12 protein-coding genes are annotated in these 20,569 nt (G+C 60.3%); 6 read left to right on the top strand and 6 right to left on the bottom strand.

The window, feature by feature from the left end:
* Window positions 1-105: 105 nt before the first annotated feature.
* The 3 genes from EV700_RS11250 to EV700_RS11240 all read left to right on the top strand — a co-directional run bounded on the left by EV700_RS11250 (window position 106) and on the right by EV700_RS11240 (window position 8,213).
* Entirely contained in the window at window positions 106-2,265 is a 2,160-nt protein-coding gene (locus EV700_RS11250; RefSeq protein ID WP_130413804.1) for a neutral/alkaline non-lysosomal ceramidase N-terminal domain-containing protein, read from the top strand.
* 113 nt (window positions 2,266-2,378) lie between these two features.
* Window positions 2,379-4,694: a hypothetical protein gene (locus EV700_RS11245; RefSeq protein WP_207224652.1), complete on the top strand. Its 2,316-nt coding sequence runs from the start codon at window positions 2,379-2,381 to the stop codon at window positions 4,692-4,694.
* A 741-nt stretch (window positions 4,695-5,435) separates the two neighbouring features.
* A complete protein-coding gene (locus tag EV700_RS11240) occupies window positions 5,436-8,213 on the top strand; it encodes an AsmA family protein (RefSeq protein WP_130413802.1) in 2,778 nt (925 codons plus the stop codon).
* Window positions 8,214-8,560: 347 nt separating this feature from the next.
* Here EV700_RS11240 and EV700_RS11235 read toward each other — a convergent pair whose 3' ends face one another.
* The 3 genes from EV700_RS11235 to EV700_RS11225 all read right to left on the bottom strand — a co-directional run bounded on the left by EV700_RS11235 (window position 8,561) and on the right by EV700_RS11225 (window position 11,812).
* Window positions 8,561-10,099 (bottom strand): P-loop ATPase, Sll1717 family, encoded by a 1,539-nt coding sequence (locus EV700_RS11235; protein WP_130413800.1) that lies wholly within the window; start codon window positions 10,097-10,099, stop codon window positions 8,561-8,563.
* Window positions 10,100-10,131: 32 nt separating this feature from the next.
* Window positions 10,132-11,016, bottom strand: a complete 885-nt coding sequence (locus EV700_RS11230; protein WP_207224651.1) for a hypothetical protein — start codon at window positions 11,014-11,016, stop codon at window positions 10,132-10,134.
* 202 nt (window positions 11,017-11,218) lie between these two features.
* Entirely contained in the window at window positions 11,219-11,812 is a 594-nt protein-coding gene (locus EV700_RS11225) for a TetR/AcrR family transcriptional regulator (protein ID WP_130413798.1), read from the bottom strand.
* A 98-nt stretch (window positions 11,813-11,910) separates the two neighbouring features.
* Between EV700_RS11225 and EV700_RS11220 the strand changes: the two genes are divergently transcribed.
* Both EV700_RS11220 and mutY read left to right on the top strand, forming a co-directional pair.
* A complete protein-coding gene (locus EV700_RS11220; protein ID WP_165391442.1) occupies window positions 11,911-12,756 on the top strand; it encodes an oxygenase MpaB family protein in 846 nt (281 codons plus the stop codon).
* Window positions 12,757-12,828: 72 nt separating this feature from the next.
* Window positions 12,829-13,872, top strand: coding sequence for an A/G-specific adenine glycosylase (gene mutY / locus EV700_RS11215; protein ID WP_130413794.1), 1,044 nt, complete (start codon window positions 12,829-12,831; stop codon window positions 13,870-13,872).
* Here mutY and EV700_RS16930 read toward each other — a convergent pair.
* The 3 genes from EV700_RS16930 to EV700_RS11200 form a co-directional block, all read right to left on the bottom strand.
* Window positions 13,843-15,111 carry a GGDEF domain-containing protein gene (locus EV700_RS16930; RefSeq protein WP_242610266.1) on the bottom strand — a complete coding sequence of 423 codons (1,269 nt, stop codon included), beginning with the start codon at window positions 15,109-15,111 and terminating at the stop codon, window positions 13,843-13,845. The two genes, mutY and EV700_RS16930, sit on opposite strands and share 30 nt — an antisense overlap.
* A gap of 62 nt (window positions 15,112-15,173) precedes the next feature.
* Complete coding sequence (locus EV700_RS11205; RefSeq protein ID WP_165391441.1) at window positions 15,174-16,520, bottom strand: GGDEF domain-containing protein; 1,347 nt, start codon at window positions 16,518-16,520, stop codon at window positions 15,174-15,176.
* A gap of 13 nt (window positions 16,521-16,533) precedes the next feature.
* Window positions 16,534-17,793, bottom strand: a complete 1,260-nt coding sequence (locus EV700_RS11200; protein ID WP_130413790.1) for a GGDEF domain-containing protein — start codon at window positions 17,791-17,793, stop codon at window positions 16,534-16,536.
* A gap of 218 nt (window positions 17,794-18,011) precedes the next feature.
* Here EV700_RS11200 and EV700_RS11195 point away from each other — a divergent pair, with 218 nt between their 5' ends.
* Window positions 18,012-20,291 (top strand): YgiQ family radical SAM protein, encoded by a 2,280-nt coding sequence (locus EV700_RS11195; RefSeq protein WP_130413788.1) that lies wholly within the window; start codon window positions 18,012-18,014, stop codon window positions 20,289-20,291.
* Window positions 20,292-20,569 lie beyond the last annotated feature (278 nt).

Raw genomic sequence — 20,569 nt, 5'->3', positions numbered from 1 at the left:
CGTCCTCCGGTTTTCACCCACCCTTAGGTGTGGGTAAAAAATGATCTTGGCGTGCTAGGTTAAAAATGTGATCAATGATCGTATTTTGACCGGAGGGATCATAGCATGACCAAAACAACAATCAATCGTCCCGCTGCCGCCATGCCCTGGGGACTGCTGCTGGCGGCGCTGTCCGGCGTGGCGCAGGCGGCTTCCACCGTGCCGACGCCACCCGCGCCGCCGTCCACCGCCTCGGCGGCGATTCAGGCCTGCCGGGGCAGCAGCCAGTGGCTGGCCGGCGCGGCGAAATCGGACATTACCGGCCCGATGGTCGACAGCAGCACCGGCTACACCGAGCCGGGCATCACCATGAACGGCCTGCAAACCCGGCTCTATGCGCGCGGCTTCGTGCTGGAAAGCCCGTGCAGCGGCCAGCGCGTCGCCTACGTCAACGCCGAGCTGCTGCACACTTACCAGAGCATCAAGACCGGCGTCATCAGGAAGCTGGCGGCGAAGCTGCCCGGCGTCTACAGCGACGCCAACGTGATGATCGTCGGCACCCACGACCATTCCGCGCCCAGCAACACCTCGTTCCGCACCCTGTACAACCTCGCCAACGGCGTCATCGGCTTTGACGACCTGAACTACAACATTGTCGTTGACGGCATTGTCGACACCATCGTCCGCGCCCATAACGCCCGCCGCCCGGCCACGCTGGCGCTGGCCAAAGGTACGGTGGCCAACGCCGCCTTCAACCGCTCGCTGCCCGCCTATCAGGCCAACCCCGACGCCGCTGACTACAGCAGCAACGTCGACACCACCATGACCCTGCTGAAGATGACCGGCGCGGACGGCCAGCCGATCGGCGCGATCAGCTGGTTCGGCGTGCATGGCACCTCGCTGGACAAGGATGCGCATGTCGTCGACGGCGACAACAAGGGCCAGGCCGCGCTGCGGTTGGAAAAGACCGTCGGCGGCAACTTTGTCGCTGCGTTCTCGAACGCGCCGCTGGGCGATGTCAGCCCCAACCAGCCCGACCCGGCCAATCCCGGCGGCGACTTCCTGCGGCCGCACAACCTCGACAGCAGCCTCTCCGCCTATGATGACGCCCGCGTCCATGGCGAGCGCCAGTACGCGGTAGCGCTGAACCTGTTTAATACCGCGACCAGCGCCATCACCGGCGGCCTGTTCTACAAGCACCAGTTCGTCGAATTCCAGAACATCCCGGTCAGCCCGGCCTACACCGGCGGCGCGACCGGGGCCGCCACCTGCACCGCCGCCATCGGCGCGGCCTTCGTGTCCGGCACCGAGGAGGGCGGCACCAAGCTGATCGCCAGCCTCAAGGAAGGATCACTGACCTATCAGGGCATTCCCATCAACCCGCTGATTCCGCCCGCGCTGCAAAAGTGCCAGGCGGAAAAGCAGGTGCTGCTGCCGGTGGGCGATGTCTCCGGGTTCTGGGTCAGCAACATTCCCTGGGTGGATACCATCGTCCCGTTCCAGGTGTTCGCCATCGGCAACCTCGGGCTGGTCGCCTCGTCCTTCGAGCAGACCACCATGAGCGGCCGCCGCCTGCGCAACGCGCTGAAGCCGACGCTGGCGGTGATGGGCGTGAACGACATCGTTGTGCCGACCATTGCCAACGCCTATCACCAGTACCTCACCACCCGCGAGGAATACGCCGTCCAGAACTACGAGGGCGGTTTCACCCATTTCGGGCCGTGGAGTTCCGCCGCCTTTATTGAGCATGCCGACATCGTCGCGCGGGCGCTGGTGACCGGCGGCAGCCTCTCGGCCGGACCGACCCCGCCCGACCTGCTGTCGGCGCAGGTGGTGCATACCCCGATCGAGACCTGGGGCGTGGTCAACGACGAGCCGCCCTCCGGCAAGAACTTCGGCGATGTCGTCACTGACGCCGCCGCCAGCTATGCGATGGGCAACAACCGCGTCAGCGTCACCTTCTGGAGCGCCCATCCGCGCACCGCACAGATCCGCCAGCGCGAGGGCGCGGTGCCCGCCGGTTTCAGCTATCTGGAAGTGCAGCGTTGGAACGGCTCGGCCTGGGAACGCTTCGCCACCGACGGCGACCCCTATACCCGTTTCCTGTGGCAGCGGGTGGGGGGCAGCCTGTCGGCGCAATCGCAGGTGACGGTGCAGTGGGACCTCGATCTGGCCCCGCCCGGCACCTACCGCCTGGTGCATAACGGCGTGGCGAAGAAGTGGGGGCTGCTCGGCCCGACCTACGTCAACTTCAGCGGCGCCAGCCGCAGCTTCAAGGTGCAATGAAAGGAGGGGTGACCCCTCCCAAGGAAGGGGGGATTTCACGGTGTTTTTAACTACGATCGCGACCGGAGCGCCCGTTTAATGTACAGGCGTGCGGTAACAACAGGAGAACTAGAATGAAAAAGATCAGCAGGGGATGGCCGGCATGGCTGGCGCTGGCGGCCGGCGGGGCCGCCATGGCCGCGCCCAGTTTCCCAGATCAGGAAAAAGTCTGCAGCTTTGATGCGAACCGCGAGGCGGCCCGTACCGCCTCCGCGGCCAACTTCCCGAACCCGGTCGTCACCGAAATGCTGGTGAACGGCGTCAGCGCCTGGAAGTCCACCACCGGCGGCACGCCCACCCTGAAACCGGGTGACGTGGTGACGCTGAAGGGCAGCGGCTTCGGTCAGGGACCGGACGTCGATTTCAGCAAGATCATGATCGGCAACAGCCGCGTGCTGGAAACCGACCTGAAGATGTTCACGCAACAGCTCGACCTCATCGCCGAGGTCAACTACGAAACCATCTTCACCCAAAGCACCTGGGACAAGGATATTGTCGGCTGGACCGACAACCAGGTGCAGTTCAAGGTGCCGGTGACGGTCAGCAAGGGGCCGCTGGTGCTGCAGGTGCAGAAGCGTAACGGCTACCTGCCGTCCTACCTGCGTCCGGGCCAGCCGCACAACGTCATCGACGCCCAGACCGCCCGCGTGACCGACACCGTGATCATGAAGCAGAAATGCGACGTGGTGTCGAAGCTGGGGGCCGAGACCAAGGCCATCACCCCGATCGCCGTCAATGTCGTCAACAGCAACTTCAACAACCTGGTCGCTCTGGGCCGCAAGATCTTCTGGTCCTACGACTACAACCTGGGGCTGTCGCACAAGCTGCGCGACCTGGACTGGAGCAAAATCCTGAGTTATCAGGCCACCGACCCGATCACCCGCGAAAAGGCCGATCCGCTGAAGCTGTTCGGGGCCTACAAGACGGTGCGCGGCGAAGTGCCGGATGAGGCCATCGATGATGTCTATTTCGACCCGTACCCGATGAAGAACCCGACGCCGGGCTTCCTGCTGGTGACGCCGCAAAAGACCAAGGGCAATACCAAAAATACCGGCTGGGTGGGCTATCGCACCGCCGAGTCCAGCCATCCCTATACCGGCAGCGGCGCATGGGCGGGCTTCAACTGCGCCTCCTGCCACGGCTACCGCATCAGTTATGAAAAGGCCCCCGGCCAGACCGTCACCAAGGTCATTCCCGGCCTGCCGAACCCGCTGTGGTCGATGAAGTGGGCGGTGCTGGGCGACAAGACCGGCGCCACCACCGCCACGATGAAGACGATCGACACCAGCGAACCCGGTCCGTCCTGGGCGCCGGGCGACGCCAACGTCGACAAGACCACGCTGGTCTATTACATGCCGGCGGGGGCGGGGGAACATACCCTGATCCGCAACAAGGGCGAGGGCAGCCTCACTGACAACGACTACCAGTTCTCGCCGATCGCCATTCCCAACGTTACCAACCACATGCCAATCCGGCGCTCGCTGTCGCACACCGAGTCCTATGTCGGCTTTGAAGGTTCCTACATCCATTCGGAAGAACCGGACGGGGCGATGGGGTCGATGGACGCGGGCAACCTGAAGGCGCTGACCACCTACATGACCACCCTCGACGCCAACGACAAGGACCTGATCAACACCGGCCTTTACCGCTGGCTGAAGGCCAACAACAAGCTGGCCGCGCAGACCGGCAACGCCGCCCTGACCGAGGGGCAGTTCGTGCAGGCCGGCTGGAAGTCCTATCCCGGCGTGGTGAGCGCGGTGAACACCGGCAAGGCGGCCTTCGACCGGGATTGCGGCAGCTGTCACAACGACAAGGTCGGCGCCAACAGCAATGAGCGCATGTTCAGCCTGAGTGAAGTGGGCCGCTTCTTCGCGCCCACCATCTATCAGCGCGAGCAGCAGTCGATCCGCGCCACCTACCTGCGCGACATGTATTGGGTGGAATCGCGCGGCCTGTTGTCCGACGGCCACGTCCGCAACCTGGAAGACCTGGTCAACCCGGATCGCTGCACCGAAGGCACGGCGCTCTACAACCAGTACTACACGCTGCATGCGCCGGTCCGACCCGCCCTGGGCACCCCGGACCAGCCCGCCGCCTGGCCGGACCTGAACCGCAAGGGCGACGTATTCCGCGTCTACAAGAACGTGGAGTACAGCGCGGATGATCCTTCCACCCGCCGCAACCGCTTCACCACGCGCCACAAGTACTTCGTGCCGGTGTCGTGGGATCCCGACAACTACTATTGGGATTACCAGAAGATGCGTCGTGAATACGGTGTCGGCGAGATGGGCACGTCCGCCCCGATCGGCCTGCCCGCCGCCCCGCACCCCTGGTGCGCCGGCAGCAGCGGCGACATCGCCACCCTCACGCAGTATGTGCTGACCCTGTAACCACCCCCAAAGCCGGAGGAGCCGCCGCGGAACAAGGCGGCCATCCGACAACCTCCGTGTGCCACCTCGCCCCGGCTTGCCGGGGTCTTTTTTTGCCTGCGGTTTGATCGCGCCGGTAACACCCCGTTGTGTAACCCGCCTGTTACCGCACGTATCCTGATGTTACCGGCTAACTCAGAAGTGTTACCTTTACGCTGTCAAGATGTTACCGGGAACACATTTTGCGGTGGTTGTTAATTGATCTTGAAAATTAAGTTGTTGTTTTTTAATGGGTAAAAATTAGTTTTTGAAGTTGGCACGGCAAATGCATTATTACTGGTGCGCAACCAACAAAAACCAAGGCGCACACAAAAAGAAAAACAACCGACAAAAACAACAAGAACGGTGCATGTGAAGGTGTTGGGAAGGAATCGCAGCAACCTGTCACGAGACGGACAAGAAAAACGATAACCGTCACACAATGGATGGCAACTATAACGACAAGGCCATCGCTGGTTAGCGGAACGACGAACAACAAGAATAAGTGATGCGTCGGCACGTTGACATACGACAACAACAAAAACGACTGCGAACAACAACAATAAGAGGTAATACTCAGCGCACGCGGGGACTCCGGTCCCCGCGCACTCTGTGAAGTCACTCCCGCTTTGCCCAACCCATTCCGCTGTTACCGAAAAACTCCTTGCCCGCACACGCCCCAGACGCTAGTTTTGTCACACAACTTTATGGACGAGTCCTTATATGTCCCGCGCCCTCAAATCCCTTGGCATTGTCGCCGCCGCCCTGATCGGCCTCGTCGTGCTGCTGGTCACCTACATCCTGTTCTTCATCAATCCCAATGACTACAAGGGCGAAATCGCCAAGGTGGTCAAGGACAAGACCGACATGGACCTGGTGATGGCCGACACCCTCAGCTGGCAACTGTGGCCGCGCATCAGCCTGCATCTGGGCAAGACCACCCTGACCGATACCCAGGCGGGCAAGACGCTGGTGGCGATCAACCAGGCCGATGTCAGCGTGCAGGTAATGCCGCTGCTGGCCAAGAAGATCGCCATTGACCAGGTGATCCTGGACGGCGCGAATCTGGACTTCGTGCAATACGCCAACGGCGCCACCAGTTGGGACCGCATGCTGGCCAAGCTGAAAAGCGCCCCGGAAGAGAAGTCCGACAAGATCGACTTCAATGTCAGCGTCCTCAACATCAGCAACAGCGCCCTGCATTTCAGCGATGAAAAGAGCAAGCTGGACGGCAAGCTCGACAAGCTGCTGGTGCAGGCCACCAATATCGACCTGAAAAAGGCCTTCCCGGTGCGCCTGAAGTTCGTCTGGTCGCAGACCGACGCCCAGGGCAAGACGCTGGTGGCCGACAATGACCTCAACGCCACGGTGCAACTGGATCAGGACGCCGAGAAATACCTGCTGAAAGGCCTGACCGCGCGCAGCCATCTCAGCGGCAGTCTGCTGCCCGCCCCGGTGGTGGTGGATGTGGAAAGCGACATTACCGCCGACCTGAAACAGCAGCAGCACCAGATTGACGGCCTGAAACTGGCGGTGGAGTACCAGGACCCCAAGCTGACCAAGCCCGCGCACGTGGATCTGAGCGGCGCGATCAATGCCGACATGAAGGCGCAGAAAGTCACCGTCACCGGCCTGAAGCTGGCCGCCGCTTATCCGCAGGCGGGCCTGAAGTCTCCGGCCACCGTCAAGGTCAGCGGCGACGTGCAGGCCGACCTGGCCGCGCAAACGGTCAGCCTGCCCGCGCTGGCGATCGACGCCGCCTATCCGGCCGCCAACCTCTCCGCGCCCGCCACCTTCAAGCTGACCGCCGCCATTGCCGCCGACCTGAAGCAGCAACTGGTCAACCTCAACAACATCCAGGGAAGCGCCAGCTATCCCGAAACCGGCCGTCCCGCGCCCATCACCGCGGATCTGAGCGGAGCGCTGGCCGCCAACCTCGCCACCGGCGCGGTCAACTTCGCCCCGCTGGATGTGAAGGCCAATATCAGTGACAAGGCCTTCCCCAAGGTGATGCCGGTGCATCTGGTCGCCCCGATCACCGCCAACTGGAAGGAAGGCAAGATCGCCCTGAACGGCTTCACCCTCGACGCGCTCAGCATCCAGACCAAGGGCCAGCTCAGCGCCAGCCTGCCGGGCATTGCCGCCACCGCCAAGCCGGGCACCCCGGCCACGCAGGGCATGACCCTCAGCGGCAACATCGCCACCAGCCCCTTCAACCTGCGCCAACTGATGCAGACCCTGGGCATGGCCGCACCGGTCATGGCCGACAGCAGCACCCTGCAACGCGTCAGCGTCAGCACGCAGATTACCGGCAACGAAAACAGCATCCTGCTGAAAGGCCTGAATGCCAGGCTGGATGACAGCACCCTCACCGGCGAGGCCGGCCTGACCGACCTGAAGACCGGCAAGATCTATGCCCGCCTGAATGTCGACAAGATCAATGTGGACCGTTACCTGCCGCCGGTGGATCCCAACGCCAAGCCCGCGCCCGCCGCCAAGACCGCCGAAGGGCTGTTGCCGGTGGAGCTGCTGAAGAAACAGAACCTGGATGTCGGCCTGACCGTGGGCTCGCTGACGGCGATGAAGTATCCGGTGCAGAAGCTGCAGGTGACCGCCACCGCGAAGGACGGCGTGGTCAACGTCAGCCAATTGGGCGGCAGCGTCATGGGCGGGCGTTTCAGCTTCCCCACCACCATAGACGTGCGCGGCGCGAAGCCGGTGCTGTCGGTCACCCCCAGCGTCGAGCAGATGCAGGTGGAGAACGTGGTGCAGCAGTTCACCAAGAAGGATTTGCTGGCCGGTATCGCCGCCTTCAACGGTACGCTGAAGATGAGCGGCAACTCGGTGGACGAATGGCTGGGTTCGGTAAACGGCGCCAGCAAGCTGAGCTTCAACAACGGCCTGCTGAAGGGCGTGAACATGATGCAGCTGGTGACGACGGAGATGGGCAAGTATCAGGCCCTGCTGCCGTTCATTACCGGCAAGGATGCAGCCACGCTGGTCAGCAAGCAGAACAATACCGAGATTGCCAATTTCCTGGGTGAGGCGTCCATTACCAACGGCGTGGTGCAGAACAAGGGGCTGAATGCCGACCTGAAGAAGGCGAAGGTGAGCGGCACCGGTACGTTCAGCCTGGTGACGCAGCAGGTGGATTACAGTTTCAATCTGTTGCTGGACAAGTCGATTGTGGGTGAGGGGCTGGCGGGCTATGCCTTCCCGATCCGTTGCAAGGGCAAGGTGACGGATGTGGCGTCGCTGTGTTCGGTGGACGGCAAGGCGGTGAAGGATATGGCGACGAAGGCGCTGCTGAACAGCAAGGAAGTGCAGAAGGTGAAGGCTGATCTGGCGGCGAAGGAGGATGCGGCGAAGGCGGAGCTGGCGAAGAAGCAGGCGGAGGCTGAGGCGGCGGCGAAGGCGAAGGTTGAGGAGGAGAAGAAGAAGGCGCAGGAGAAGGTGAATCAGAAGCTGAATGAGGGGTTGCAGAAGCTTTTCAATCGGTGAGGGGGAGGGCTGATTGACCTGACCTGTAGGGGCGCACGCAGTGCGCCCCTACTTTTTGGGGTGAAAGGGGGCTTAGCTCTTAGTTTCTTATGGGGGAGGGATGGTCGGAAACTTCAACTTCGTCCGCCATCGAGATTTCACCAAACATGCAGCCAAATACGAAACGATTGCGTTGTTGGCCAGCGTCAAGTGTTATCAGCCATGGCGATTGGTTTGACGGACTTTCTGATCGTAAAGTTTTCGCATTGAGTCGAACACACAACACCAGTCCCCCAAATAGTCACACAAGAAAATTTGGCTATTCCCTTTTTCTTTCTTTCGCTTAATTTCTATATTAGGCTGCGGTGCTATGGCCTACGGCCTCTTGGTGGAAGTCCAAACTGCGAATTTTTCTGTTCTTGAATGCTGATTAAGTGATCTCTATATGCCGGGCCAATTTCCCAAACAATCGCTTGCATTTCGTTCCATCGTGACTTTGAGACCAAAGTTGGATCTTCAGATGGATAAATATGTCTAAATCCATCCTTCTCACGTGAATCAGCGATGCGGGCATTGAGAAGGCCTACATCATATAGAAAACGCCACAATTCAAAAAGATGATCTTCTTTTGTCAATTTTAAGGTTCTGCCAAACAGGGTTACCGAGAATGCAGACCCTAAAGATGATAGGTGCTTCTTTATTACTTCGGCAGTTGCTTTAAATGATGAATGGTCATAATGAATCTCCGCAAGAGATCTTATTATTTGTTCCATTTGCGGGCATTCAAATTCAACTTCTTGCTCAAGAAGTCTTGCTCTGACTTTAGAGAATTCACGCATCTCTACTGAGAATATGTCTTCAGTGATTTTGTCACTATTGCTGCTAATGGCTCTCTGGCAGCAGCCATTAATTAGCTGTACTGCATCACGAGGCCGCTCGCGTGATCTAACAATAATCATGTCAGGCCAGCCGGTCCTTATTTCAGAATAAGGCATACGGGGCATATCACCCTCGAAGAAGACGCTCCAGTGGTTTGTATAACTGCCGCCAATTTCACCAGCAGCCAGAGAAATTCTTCGGTCAACAATCTTGCGGATATGGTCTCTAGTTGGGCTCAGATATCGAATCAGGCCAGAAAAATGATCGGTCTGGTCGCGCTGACCTGCACGATCACTGGTCAGTCTTCTCCATATTTCTTCACGTAGAGATATTATGCAGCGAATCTCACCAATTCGACTTGATAGCTCTCTTGCTGCAAGAAGAAACGCCCAAATTCTATTTAGGTGGCCTGGTTTGTCAGGTGCAGCAATTTGATCTGTGTCATCTATGAAAAGATAAAACCCGCGCGTGGATTGTTCTAAATTGTTAGATATAGCCTTCTCTAATGCTTTAACAGTCACGGGTTGGCTGCTTGGAAGAAGATCAGTTAAATCAGTTTGGGTGAATGATTTTGCCAGTTTAGGTAGAAAAAGTGCTAGTCTCTCAATAGTATCTCTATTGATTTCACCACTACTAACGGCTGTTTCATAAAGGATTTTATCGTCACCAGTTATTAGCCCAGATGTTGTTGATCCAAGCTTCATTGCTACTCCGTTAAGGATTGCTTTGAATGCTGCCCCTGTGAGTTCTCCAACTGACGCATCTTCCCGGAATGTTGAATAATCAATATCCATTGGCTTCAGAACTAAAGCAGGAACCTTGGCTCGTTCTAGCAAGGTCATTGAGAACTCAATTAATGCGCTCTTGCCACTCCCCTTTTTTCCTACTAAGAGGCGAGGGCTATAAGGTGGCGGAGTAATAAGATCGGCAAACTCTTCTGCTTGTACAAAAGCCCGACGAAGGATGTGGCGCTCACCCTCAGTGGTTCCTGTTGGAAAATATTTAATAAGTATTTCTAGTTGTTTCATTTCTGTCTCCCTACATAAAAATTTTGCGCGGTCTAGCGTGGAAGTAAGCGGCCTTCGCACATATCCACTAAATCCTCAGCTGTAGCACTTTCCGCTTCTCCTAAGGAGCGCATTGCGTCAGGGGAGAAATCGTGCCAAAAGAGCTTGGCGGACGATGGATCAAATACCCACGGATGATCAAGAGCATCGAACTTGCCCAGTTGGCGGCCGCGGAGGTAGATTCGCTGATGTTCAGTTGGCAAATTCGGGGGCCAATAAACGCCAAGGTGTCTTTGACTCATATGTTGATAGACCTTGGCTACCTGAGGAGCACCACCAATTTCTGTAAAGCGCTTAGAGGAGAGAACTGCGAAGAATGCTTCCGCTGGAGCCATGCCAAGTCTCGGTAGACCATCAGTCTTTACTCTCTCGGATAGGCGACGAGCCATCGCATTCACAGGACCTCTGTCTCCAATGAGCGCGATGGACTCTCCCCCGATGTCACGTGCAAGCCTATTCTCGAATTTGCGGCGTTGAGGGTGAAAAACGATTCGGCGAATAAAAAAGTCCTTTCGGCGTGCCGAGTATCCAGCCAGGATGAATGAGCACTCAGGTATTTCGAGTGATGGATGTGCTGGTTCAGAAACGAAACTTACTGATTCATTCAGCATCTGAAGAATTTGATCGTATGCATCGCAAAGATCTATGGCGCGTTCTCGAAGGTTTACAAATGACTCTACATACGACGAAATTTGTGCGATTAGTGGGTAGGTCCATGAAGTATCTCCCGCGAACGCTATCAAAGCATCGCTGCGACCAATTCCAAATATCTTGGGTCCGTAGTCCCAGAATTTTCCGCCACTAAGTCTACTATCCGACATCACCCATAACTCGCGGCCAGTTCTGGTTGTTCTCGTCCAAGCGGTAACAAGTGTCATGTGGGGTTTCTTCGATAGATAGTGGGTTACATCTACAGCGCGCCCTAACTATATTTAAACGACAAACTTCGCATAACACTTTGTCGCCTTAAAAAGACTGTTCATGCAAAAAGCTTTTCTATTTTAAGCGCTTACGAGGCCGATGTCCGTCGTACACGACCAAAATCATCAGCTCCGAAACTATCACCCCCATTCCCCCCAGTCAACCACCCAACTCCCTCTCCACCATCTCCCCAAACGCCCGGACCAACGCCTCCCGGCTTACCAGCGGCGACGGCTGGCTGATGTACCGCACCAGCGTAAACAACACACTGTTGATCAAAATATAAATCCGCGCCGGCAAATCCGCCCGGCCCGCCACCGCCGCCTGCTGCAAGGCATGCAGGCTCAGCACCCCCAGCAGCTTCTGCTCCAGCGCATCAATGCCGCGCATGAAGTCCAGCTGCGACCAGTTGCGCAACACCTTCAGGTGCAGCCCCTGGTCCGCCTCCAGATAATCCCACACCTCATCCAGCAAACCCCGCACCCACTCGTGCAAGGGCTGCCGCGCCAGCGCCGCACTGCGCCGGTCCACCACCGCCATCAGCTCGGCCACAATGCGGTCCAGCAGCGCCGCGTACAGCTGCTCCTTGCTGTCGAAATACTGGTACAGCGAGCCGATGCTGATGCCCGCCGTTTCCGCAATGCGAGCGGTGGTGGCGCTGGCCAGGCCGTGTTCGGCAATGGTCAGCGCGGTGGCGTCAATCAGGCTGTCCACCATCAGCCGCGACCGGGCCTGCCGGGGTTGCTTGCGCATGCGGATGCTCCTTCAAATGCGAGAATTAAGCGATTTGTATGCGACTAAATAATCGCATTATAGTGCGCTTGTCAAACAAACAAGCACGGGAGTCCCACATGCGCGACCTGTTCTGGGCCAGAAAAGAGCTGGCAACCCTCGACCCGGTGCAGGATGCCCGCCGTTACGCCCAACTCACCTTCGAAACCCGCTACGGGCTGCCCATCTTCATTCATGCGCTGTTCTCGGTGGCCTTCGCCTACAACATGGGCGATCCGCGCATCGCCAATGTGCTGTACCGCGAGGGCACCGGCACCATCATCAAGAACACCCGCCAGCGCAATTTCGAGACACTGGTGTTCTTCGGTCTCATCTATGAACACGGCGACGGGCCGGAAGGGCAGCGCATCATCCAGCGCATGCAGCGGATCCATACCCATTTCCGCATTCCCAACGAGCTGTACCTGTACACGCTGGCGACACTGGCCTGCCTGCCGCGCCGCCTGTCCGACCGCTTCGCCGGGGCGGACGGTCTCAGCCGCGACGAGCTGGAGTCACAGTTCCAGCTGTGGCTGCGCGTCGGCAAGATGATGGGCATCCAGGACATTCCGCCAACGCAAGAGGCCTATCTGGCGTGGATGCTGGATTACGAGCAGAAGAACTTCGCCTATACGCCAGGCGGCGAGGCAGTGGTGCGGGCGCTGGCGGCTGAGTGGGCGGACTACTGGTTCCCGAAACCCTTGCAGGGCGTGGCGGAGAACCTGTTCTACGCGCTGATCGACCCGGAGCTGCACGAGGTCTTGGGCATTCCCAAGCCGCCCCGCTGGCAGTCCGCGTTGGCCGGGCAGCTGGTCAAGGGCTTCATCAAGGCGGTGCGGGTGCTGCCGGATGTGCCGGAGCGCAGCCTGATCAAGACCTTCAGCCGCAACATTGATGAACTCAAGCTGAAGGCGAAGCTGGCCTGACCGCTGTGCAGTGGATTTGACGGGGCAATCCCGTCAGAATCCGGGATTTGCAGTTGCAGGCAGACCCCGTCCATGTCCCATTCCCCCGATTTCGCGCTGGCCGTGCTCGACTGGTTCGACCGGCACGGCCGCCACGACCTGCCCTGGCAACAGGCGGTGACGCCTTACCGGGTCTGGGTGTCGGAAATCATGCTGCAGCAGACGCAGGTCTCCACCGTCATGCCGTATTACGAACGGTTCATGGCGCGTTTCCCCACCGTGGCCGATCTGGCCGCCGCTTCGCAGGACGAGGTGCTGCAGCACTGGGCCGGGCTGGGCTATTACGCGCGCGGCCGCAACCTGCACAAGGCGGCGCAGGCGGTCATGGCGCAGGGCGGTGAATTTCCCGATACGCTGGCGGGGCTGGAAGCCTTGTCCGGTGTCGGCCGCTCCACCGCCGGGGCCATTCTGGCGCTGGGCTTCGGCCAGCGCGGCATCATCCTCGACGGCAACGTCAAGCGCGTGCTGGCGCGCTGTTTCGCGGTGGAGGGCGATCCGGCCGGGACGGCGGCGCTGGCGCGGCTGTGGGCGCTGGCGGAGGAATTGACGCCGCACCAGCGCTCCGGCCCCTATGTCCAGGCGATGATGGACCTGGGCGCGACGCTGTGCACGCGCAGCAAGCCGATGTGCCTCTATTGTCCCTTGCAGTCGCGTTGCCAGGCCTTTGCCCTGGGCACGCCTACGGCCTTTCCGCACAAGAAGGCGGCGAAGGCGCAGCCGGTCAAGTCGGCTTTCTTCCTGATCTTTGACAATCCGCGCGGTGAGCAACTGTGGGTGCGGCGGCCGTCGTCGGGCATCTGGGGCGGGCTGTGGTGTCTGCCGGAAGTGGCGGTGGAGTCGGAGGCGGAGTTGCGCGCGGTGCTGGCTGAACGCTTTGGCCTCGCGCAGGCGGATCTGCAATACCTGCCGCCCTTCCGCCATACCTTCAGCCATTACCATCTGGAGTTGCGGCCGGTGCGGGTCAGCGGCGCGCCGAATGTGGCGGGGGAGGGGGAATGCGGCTGGTTCAGCCCGGAACGCGCCCGTGACTTGGGCCTGCCCGCGCCCTTACTGCGGCTGAGCGGCGAACTCGGTTGATTCCGGGGTCAGCGCCAGATAGCGGTGCCGTCCCGCGCCCTTGGCGGCGTAGAGGGCTTCGTCGGCCTGTTTTACCACGCCCTTCAGCGTCTGTTGCTTGTCCGGTATCAGGGTGTAGATGCCGATGCTGACCGTCACGTGTTGCGCGACGCTGGAAGTTTCGTGGGGAATCTGTCCGGCGTCCACCCAGCGCAGGATGCGCTCCGCTACCTTGGCGGCCCCTTCCGGCGGGGTATTGGGCAACAGCAGGATGAATTCCTCGCCGCCATAGCGCGCCACCATGTCGGCCGGGCGCATCAGCGCTTCCTGCAGCGTGCGGGCAATCAGTTGCAGGCATTTGTCGCCGGCGGCATGGCCGTAGGTGTCGTTGTAACGCTTGAAGTAGTCCACATCCAGCAGCAGGATCGACAGCGGCTGGCGGTCGCGGGTGGCGCGCTCGAATTCCTTCTCGGCGGTTTCGTCAAAGCTGCGGCGGTTGGGAATGCCGGTCAGCGCGTCTTCATGCGCAATCTTTTCCAGCGTCCGGTTCAGCCGGGTCAATTCTTCACCTTGCAGGCGCGCCAGCAGCTCTTGCAGGAAGCCGAAGCGTTCCTGGCGTTCGGCGATGGCGGCCAGCACCAGGATGACCGTACCGAAGATCACGTAGTAATAGAAAAACGACAGCGGATTGACGGGCAGCCCGAACAGCATGGCCGACAGCAGGCTGACCGCGCCGCTAAGCAGGTACAGACCCAACAGCACCGGTGTGGCGAAGCGCAGCCCCAGCGCCACCAGCAGCAGCGTGATCATCAGGTTATAGGTGGCGTATTCGTAGTAGCTGTTGCCGGTAGCCTGGAATACATGCTGCTGGATCAGAACGATCTGGATCAAACTGACCGGGAACATGACGGCGTGGAAGCGGCGGTGCACCCACGGCAGACGGTTGCCGAAGATGATGAACAGGATCAGCGCGCCGACGGGAGCATAGATGGTCTTGATCAGCAGGTAGTCGTGTGCGGCCATCAATGGTCGGTAATTGAACCAGGCAATGGCGACAATCAGGGTGAACATCAGCAGCAGCAGCCACTGGCCGGAACGGATATAGAACAGGCTGGACGCCACCCGCTTGCGCTGGAAATCCTGTTCCATGGCGGCGGGGAAGGTGAAAAAGATCGGCCGCCGTGAGGTGATCAGGCGGATATACGCCAGCGTGTGCCGGCGTTCGGCGACTTCTTCAGCGGTCGGACGGTTCTTTGCCATACGCGCCACGAATCATCTCGGGGGTCCGGAGCCGTGTGCGCGGGGCGGCGCACTGGCGGAATTTACTTGTTGTCCTTTGCCGGCAGATGATCCTTCACAATATCCATCAGGATGATGTCATCGACATTATACGTCGGCGTTGCCACCGGTTGCAGACAGGCCATGCGGTGCCGTCCGCGGCTCTTGGCTTCGTACAGCGCCCGGTCCGCTTCTTCCAGCAGGTTGCGCGCGCCGTTGCGTTCGGTCGGCACCATGCAGGCGATGCCGATGCTGATGGTGACGTGGAACGCGGCGTCGGAGGAGTGGTGCGGAATCGCCAGCGCATCCACCGCCGCCAGCAACCGGTCGCCTACTTCCATCGCGCCCTGCACATCGGTGTTGGGCAGCAGCACCACGAATTCCTCGCCGCCATAGCGGGCAACAATATCGCCCGGACGCAGCAGCGCCTGGTTCATGGCGCGGGCCACCTGCTTCAGGCATTCGTCGCCGGCGGCATGGCCATAGGTATCGTTATACCGCTTGAAGAAGTCCACGTCCATGAACAGGATGGACAGCGGCTGCTCTTCACGGCGGCCGCGTTCCCATTCCCGGTTCAGGAACTCATCAAAGGCGCGGCGGTTGGACAAGCCGCTGAGGGCGTCCTTGCTGGCCATGGCCGAGAGGTGGTCGTTCAGTTGCGCCAGTTCTTCCGACTTGATCGCCACCAGCACTTCCTGCAGGAAGCCCAAGCGCTCGCGGCGCTCCACGAAGAAGGCGATCACCGACAGCACGATGCCGACCAGCAAATAGGCGTGCCCGGCCTGCAGCCAGGAGGTTTTCCAGCCGGCCGCCAGCGCGGTCAGGATGGCCATGACGCCGGCCGCCATCAGCACGCTGCCGCTGACCTGCCAGCGCAGGCGCATGCTGTAGCTGATCAACACCATGATGATGATGGCGTTGTAGGAGGCATGGATGTTGAACGTCTGGTCGGGATAGGCCGCGCCGCCCAGCAGCAGCAGGTAAAGCAGCAGGCCCGAAACCGGTGCGATGACGTAATGATAGATGCCGTTATGCAGCGAGGGCAGATAGGCCGTGATATTGGCCAGCACGACAATGCCGCCGACCAGCCAGCAGGTGTTTTGCCACAAGGCGAAGCGTCCGGAAGACAGCAGTTCCGGGAAAAACAGGTGCGTGAAACCCATCAGCACCGCGAACAGCAACGCCCAGAAAGCCGCGGAAATACGGAAGATGGCGCTGAATTCATGCAGGCGCTTCAACCGGAAGCAACTTTCCAGTCCGGGGCTGAAGGCCAGCAGCAGCGGGTTGTCGCGCAGCAGGCCGTTCACGGTCATGGGCAGGGACGGGGTTTCCCGGATCAGCTGGCTGAGCGCATCTTCCAGGCGGCTGACGGGTAAGGCGTTTCCGGGCATGGCCTGCCTGCTCCTAGCGTGTTGACAGGAAGTATTGGTGACGGCCGCGCTCCTTGGCCTCGTAGAGCGCATCATCCGCCCGCTTGAGGAATTCCTTCAGGGAGTTGCCGTTACCCGGGACCAGTTGCGAGATGCCGATACTGAGCGTGACATGGCTGGCCGCTTTCGAGCGGCTGTGCGGCAGCGCCAGCGCGTCCACATGCTTCAGGATGCGTATCGCCACATCCACCGCACCTTCGCGGTCGGTATTGGGCAACAGCACCACGAATTCCTCGCCGCCATAGCGGCCCGCCAGGTCCGCCGGGCGACGCAGCGCACCCTTGACGGTCTGGGCGACGCGGCGCAGGCAGACATCGCCGATATTATGGCCGTACGTGTCGTTATAGAGCTTGAAGAAGTCGATGTCCATGTAGAGCAGGGCCAGGGACTGGTTGTCGCGGCGGGCGCGGTCCCACTCGATCTGCATGGTTTCGTCGAAGCCGCGGCGGTTGACGAGCCCGGTCAGCGGGTCTTCGCGCGCCATGCGGTCCAGGGCGCGGTTCAAGCGGTCCAGTTCCACGGTCTGGTGCGACACCAGCAGTTCCTGCAGGAAGGCCAGCCGTTCCTGTCGCTCCATCAGCCCCACAATCACCAGCGTCGTCATCGAACCCAGCCCGTAATAGTGGGAAAGCTTCAGGATGTCGAAGCTCCAGTTCAGCATGACCGTCGCCAGCATGGTGATCGAACCGGCGATGATCACAATCATCACGCAGACCGGAAACAGCACCCGGATGCCGAAGCAGACAATGGTGGTGATGATGATGACGTCGTAGGCGGCGTGCTGCGAGAAATGCTTGTCGTAATTGCTGAGGCTGGCCAGCAGGATACAGGTCAGGATGATGGTGCTGGTCGGGGCCGCCATCCACTGGAAGTTACGGACAAAAAAGGGCTTTTCCGCAAACACCATCACGCACATCAGGGTGAGGGCGATGGGCAGGAAGCAGAATTTGACCAGGAAGAGATCGTTGGCGAACAGGGCGTTGGGGAATTGGCTGACGGCGAAATAGGCGATGAGGCCGAACAGCATCAGCAGCATGGATTTGCCGGCCATCAGGATGCGCAGGTATTCATCCGCCCGCTTGGCGTAGAACATCGTTTCGATGTCGTTTTCGAAATACAGGAAGAACGGCCGGTGTTTCAGCGTGTCCTGGATATACTCCAGCTTCTTGGCATTGAAGAGCTGGGGCAGGGCAACGCCTTGGGGTTCGGCCTTTATTGTCTCTGCATTGTCCACGTTTTTACCTTATGACCCTGGCTCGTGATGGGGGTTGCGAGATCTTTTTTCTTATTCGGCCACAAGCCCGGCTTGTTGCGGCAATCCTATCCGACGAACGGCGTTCTTTTTGCGACTGGTTTTGGGTTTGCTTAAATATCATGCAGCACCAGGCCGGTCAATCCTTTTCGGTCCGGACTGAGGTACAATGCGCTGCTGAAATTTTGAGTAGTTCCCGCATGTCCGCTGTACGACCCGCCGCTCCGGCCTCTTCCTCGCCCACTCCGCTTTTCGGCCACGACAAATACTGGGCCGAATGCTTCGGCAATGCGCCGTTCCTGCCCATGAGCCGGGCGGAAATGGACCAGTTGGGCTGGGATGCCTGCGACATCATTATTGTCACCGGCGACGCCTATGTCGATCACCCCAGCTTCGGCATGGCCATCATCGGCCGCCTGCTGGAGGCGCAGGGCTTCCGCGTCGGCATCATCGCGCAGCCGGACTGGAATTCCGCCGAGCCGTTCAAGGCGCTGGGCGAACCGACGCTGTTCTTCGGCGTGGCGGCGGGCAACATGGACTCCATGATCAACCGTTACACCGCCGACCGCAAGATCCGTTCCGATGACGCGTATTCGCCGGGCGGCGAGGGCGGGCGCCGTCCGGATCGCTGCTCCATCGTCTACGCCCAGCGCACCCGCGAAGCCTACCCGCACGTGCCGATCGTCATGGGCGGCATCGAGGCCAGCCTGCGCCGCATCGCCCACTATGATTACTGGCAGGACAAGGTGCGCCGTTCGCTGCTGCTGGACGCCAAGGCCGACATCCTGGTCTACGGCAACGCCGAGCGCGCCATTGTCGAGGTGGCGCACCGGCTGGCGAAAGGCGAGAACATCCGCGACATCACCGACCTGCGCGGCACCGCCTTCCTGCGCCGCGACACGCCGGAGGGCTGGTTCGAGCTGGAGTCGACCGATGTCGACCACCCCGGCCGTGTTGACCCGATCATCAATCCGTATGTGAATACCCAGGACACCGCGTCCTGCGAGGTGGAAAAGCAGAAGGCCGACGCGTCTCCGGTGACTGTGGACGGTGTCCAGATCGTGACGCTGCGTCCCGGCAACGCCATGAAGCACCGCCTGCCGCCGCGTGACAAGACCGTCATCCGCCTGCCGTCCTTCGAACAGGTGCGCAGCGATCCGGTCTACTACGCCCATGCCAACCGCGTGCTGCACCTGGAAACCAATCCCGGCAACGCCCGCGCGCTGGTGCAGCGCCACGGCGACCAGGAAGTGTGGATCAACCCGCCGCCCATTCCGCTCAGCACCGAGGAAATGGACTACGTCTTCGACCTGCCGTATGCGCGGGTGCCGCACCCGGCCTATGGCGACGCGCGCATTCCCGCCTACGAGATGATCCGCTTCTCGGTGAACATCATGCGCGGCTGCTTCGGCGGCTGCACCTTCTGCTCCATCACCGAGCACGAAGGCCGCATCATCCAGAACCGCTCCGAGGACTCGATCATCCGCGAGATCGAGCAGATGCGCGGCGTGCCCGGCTTCACCGGCATCGTCTCCGACCTCGGCGGGCCAACTGCCAACATGTACCGCCTGGCCTGCAAGTCGCCGAAGATCGAGGCGGCCTGCCGCAAGCCATCCTGCGTCTACCCGGACATTTGCGACAACCTCGGTACCGACCACTCGCATCTGGTGGAACTGTACCGCCGCGCCCGCAAGCTGCCGGGGGTGAAGAAGATCCTGATCGGCTCCGGCCTGCGCTACGACCTGGCGGTGCGTTCGCCGGAATACGTGCGCGAACTGGTGACGCACCATGTCGGCGGTTACCTGAAGATTGCCCCGGAGCACACCGAAGGCGGTCCGCTGTCGAAGATGATGAAGCCCGGTATCGGCGCTTACGACCGCTTCAAGCAGATGTTCGACCGTTTCTCCAAGGAAGCGGGCAAGGAACAGTACCTGATTCCCTACTTCATCGCCGCGCATCCGGGAACGACGGATTTCGACATGATGAACCTGGCGGTCTGGCTGAAGAAGAACGGTTTCCGCGCCGACCAGGTGCAGACCTTCTACCCCTCGCCGATGGCCACCGCCACCGCCATGTACCATTCCGGCAAGAACCCGCTGCGCAAGGTGACGCGCGACAGCGAGACGGTGGACATCGTCAAGGGCGACCGTCGCCGTCGCCTGCACAAGGCCTTCCTGCGCTACCACGACCCGAACAACTGGCCGCTGCTGCGCGAGGCGCTGAAGGCGATGGGCCGCGCCGACCTGATCGGTAACGGCAAGCATCACCTGATCCCGACCTACCAGCCCGCCACGGACGGAACCTACCAGACGGCGCGCAAGAAGAATTCGTCGGTGGAGCAGGGCAAGTCGCAGAAGGTGACGGCGAAGAAGGGCCGCGTGCTGACCCAGCACACCGGCCTGCCGCCGCGCGAGACCGGCGCGGGCAAGACCGCGCCCGCCGTCCCGAAACGGCCGGTGAAGAAACGCACCAGCCGCTAGCGGGCAGAAGGGCGCGTTAATCGCGCCCTTTTTGTACGTGTAATCGCCGGGTTAAAAACGTAGCGCTTTTGTTCTGTACAGCTTGCCGCCCGGCCCGATCCCGTTATAGTCCGTTCATCTCCATGGGGAGTAGCTTCCCTGGTGCGACATCGTCAATACGTTGCCTTTCGGCAGCCGGTGTCGCCGCAGCCTGATTCCTCTCGCTGCAAGCAAGACCGTGGATGGCGTTTGCCATCGGTCCTGCTTGTCATTCCTGACCTTTCCGGTGGCATTCCTTT

This window comes from Fluviicoccus keumensis, from assembly GCF_004217445.1.
Lineage (GTDB): Bacteria > Pseudomonadota > Gammaproteobacteria > Pseudomonadales > Moraxellaceae > Fluviicoccus > Fluviicoccus keumensis.
Note: the sequence above shows the minus strand (reverse complement) of the source record. Positions and strands in the feature narration are given on the sequence as shown.